Annotated in this window: 4 protein-coding genes; all 4 read left to right on the top strand. The window is 65.4% G+C overall.

All coding sequences use genetic code 11. From position 1 onward, the window contains the following. A partial coding sequence (locus GXH28_RS15360) for a glycosyltransferase (RefSeq protein WP_169239894.1) occupies window positions 1-534 on the top strand: 534 nt, incomplete at its 5' end. Then, window positions 531-2,375, top strand: coding sequence for a glucosyl-3-phosphoglycerate synthase (locus GXH28_RS15355; protein ID WP_169239893.1), 1,845 nt, complete (start codon window positions 531-533; stop codon window positions 2,373-2,375). The genes GXH28_RS15360 and GXH28_RS15355, both read left to right, overlap by 4 nt. 2 nt (window positions 2,376-2,377) lie before the next feature. After that, complete coding sequence (locus GXH28_RS15350) at window positions 2,378-2,956, top strand: histidine phosphatase family protein (protein WP_169239892.1); 579 nt, start codon at window positions 2,378-2,380, stop codon at window positions 2,954-2,956. Between the two features lie 43 nt (window positions 2,957-2,999). After that, a partial coding sequence (locus GXH28_RS15345) for a Gfo/Idh/MocA family protein (protein ID WP_169239891.1) occupies window positions 3,000-3,247 on the top strand: 248 nt, incomplete at its 3' end.

Below are 3,247 nucleotides of genomic sequence, written 5' to 3'. Positions count from 1 at the left end.
AAGAACATCGAGCTGGCGCTGCGCACGCTGGCCGAGTTGCGGCGCACCTTTCGCCGGCCGGTGTTGATCGTCACCGGGCCGCTTGGCCCGCACAACGTCAAGAACGTGGAATACTTCGAAGCCCTCAAGGCGATCCGCACAGAATTGGAACTAGAGGACGCCGCATACTTCCTGGCGGAGATGAGCGATCACTTCCTGCCGGATGAGGTGATCGCCGACTTCTATCGCCTGGCCGACGCGCTGTTCTTCCCCAGCCGGGAAGAGGGGTTCGGGTTGCCGATGCTAGAGGCGGCGATGAGCCACATGCCGATCTTCTGCAGCGACATCGCCCCGTTGCGCGCGCTGGGCAATGACGACGCCTATTACTTTTCGCCGGACGCAGACCCGCGCGCGCTGGCCGCAGCGATCACCGAACGCCTGCTCGACGACGCCACCTTTCGCAACGCCAGCCGTGTGCGCAGCCGGTTCACGTGGGAGCAAGTGTGCGCGCGGCACATTGTTCCCTTGTTACAAGCGACTCAACAGGCGAGATGAACAAGAAGACGCTTTTCGCGTCACTGCGCCGGGTCCTCGTGCCGGTGGTGCACGGGTGCAGCAACGACTCGACGCTAAAGCTGGCTCAGGCGCTTGAGCCCGAGGTGGTGCTGGTAGGCCTCGGGCGTCTGCCGGACGACGAATCGCTGAGCGCCGGAGCAAGCAAGGCGCAGGAGCTGCGCAAGTTGCTGCGCAAGCTGGGCCGCGGCGAACAGGTGCGCGCCCGCTCGCAGGTGCTGGTGACCAGCGAACCCTGGCCGGAGCTTCAACGCGTCATCCAGATCGAAGACCCCGACCTGTTGTTGCTGGAGTACACCGAGCAGCTCTTCCGCCTTGGCCTTTCACCGCACGAGGTGCTCAGCCGTCCTCCCTGCGACGTCGGCCTGGTGCGCGGGCCGGTGCAATCGCTGGAGCGCGTGCTGGTGCCGGTGCGCGGCGGTCCGACGGCCGAGCTGGCGCTGCGCATCGGCCTCAACCTCGCGCCCAAGGCGCTGGACGCGTTGCACATCCAGCTCAAGGGCGACGCCAACCCGAACGCGCCGTTCCAGGCCATCGAGCGCGTGCTGCAGCGCATGCCGGAGGTGAAGCTGCAATCGGCCCTGACCGACGACACGACCCGGACCATCCTCGACCGTGCGCGCAAAACGAAAGCCGACTTGGTCATCCTCGGTGCATCGGCGCGCCCGGCGCAGACCAATACAGCGCTCGGCCCCGTCGCCGAGCGGGTGATCGCGGAGGTGCCATCGGCGGTCATGGTGGTGAAGACGCGCCGCCCGGCGCCGGCATCGTTCGCCGATGAGCGCGTGGGCGCCGGCGCGATCTCGCTGCTGGTGGACAAGTGGTTCGCCCAAAACACCTTCCAGGCCGATGAGTTCGCCGACCTCGGGCAACTGGTCGAGTTGAAGCGAGAGCAAGGCGTCACCCTCAGCCTGGCGCTGCCGGCCTTGAACGAGGAGGCGACGGTCGGCAAAGTCATCCGCACCGTGAAGCGCGCGCTGATGGACGAAGTGGCGCTGCTAGACGAGATCGTGCTGATTGACTCGAATTCGACCGACCGCACGCGCCAGATCGCGCGCAAAGCAGGCATCCCCGTCTACATCCATCAGGATCTATTGCCCGAGCACGGCGCGCGCCGGGGCAAGGGCGAGGCGTTATGGAAGAGCCTGTTCGTCACCCAGGGCGACATCGTGGTCTGGATTGACACCGACATCGTCAACATCCATCCGCGCTTCGTCTACGGGATCATCGGGCCGATGCTGCTCAACCGCGACATCCAGTTCGTCAAGGGCTTCTATCGCCGGCCCCTGCGGGTGGGCGATAAGTTGCAGGCCGGCGGGGGCGGGCGGGTGACCGAGCTGACCGCGCGACCACTCATCAACTTGTTCTATCCCGAGCTGTCCGGGGTGATCCAGCCGCTGTCGGGCGAATACGGCGGGCGACGCAGCGCGCTCGAACGCTGCGCGTTCACCTCCGGATACGGCGTGGAGACCAGCCTGCTGATTGACATCTACGAGTTGTTCGGCCTGTCGGCCATCGCGCAAGTGGACTTGTTGGAGCGCATCCACCACAACCAAACACTCGAAGCGCTGAGCAAGATGTCGTTCGCCATTATCCAGACGGTGATGCGTAAGCTGGAACGGCACTACGAGCGCGCCTTCATCGCCGACGTGAACAAGACCATGAAGCTGATTCGCTACGAAGCCGGCGGCTATTACCTCGACGTGGAGGAGATCGCCGAGCTGGAACGCCCGCCGATGATCGAGGTGCCTGAATATGTCGCCAGCCGCGCGGGCAAGCCGGCCGAGGTGTCGCGTCCACCTGCTTCAGCCAATCGCGGGTGACCATGGCGCAGATCTGGCTCATTCGACATGGCCAAACCGATTGGAACGTTCAGGGGCGCTGGCAAGGGCAAACGCCGGATGCGCCGCCGCTCAACGCCACCGGGGTCGCCCAGGCGCACGCGCTGGCCGAAACGCTCGCCCAGCAGGCCGAACAATCCGCGTTTCAGGCCATCTACAGCAGCGATCTGTTGCGCGCGCGCCAGACGGCGGAGATCATCGCGCTGCGCCTGCGGTTGCCTGTGCGCCTCGACTCGCGCCTGCGCGAGGTGAACCTGGGGGCGTGGGAGGGCATGTTGGGCGAGGACGTCGCCCTGCGCTATGTGGCCGAGCTGGAGGAGCGCAAGCGCAACCCGGTGTATTCGCGCCCACCGCAGGGCGAGACCGTGTTCGAGCTGGCCGCGCGCGTCGGCCAAGTGTTGGACGGCATCGCGCGGGCGCATCCTCACGGGAATGTGATCGTCGTTTCGCACGGCCTGGCGATCGCAGCCGCGCTGTGTATGGCCGATGGGACGCCGCTCGAGCGAGTCTTCGATCACCTGCCGGACAATGCCACTCCACATATGATCGCGTGGCGAATTTAGCCGACTTGCCATCCAACGGGAGGAATCGTTCAACGAACACACTATGGCCAAAACACTCAAGGTCGCCGTCATCGGTGTAGGCGGCATCGCGCGCCTGCACATGCCCGGCTGGGAAGCGTCGGAGCACGCCGAGGTCGTCGCCGGCGCGGACGTGGACCCGGTCATCCTGGCCGACTGGGGCATCAAGCACAACATCAAAAAGCTCACGACCGACGTGCGCGAAATTTTCGCCGATCCGGACATTGACATCGTAGACCTGTGCGTGCCGAACATGCACCACGCCCCGCTGGC

Source organism: Candidatus Roseilinea sp. NK_OTU-006 (assembly GCF_012931985.1).
GTDB lineage: Bacteria > Chloroflexota > Anaerolineae > J036 > Brachytrichaceae > JAAFGM01.
Note: the sequence above shows the minus strand (reverse complement) of the source record. Positions and strands in the feature narration are given on the sequence as shown.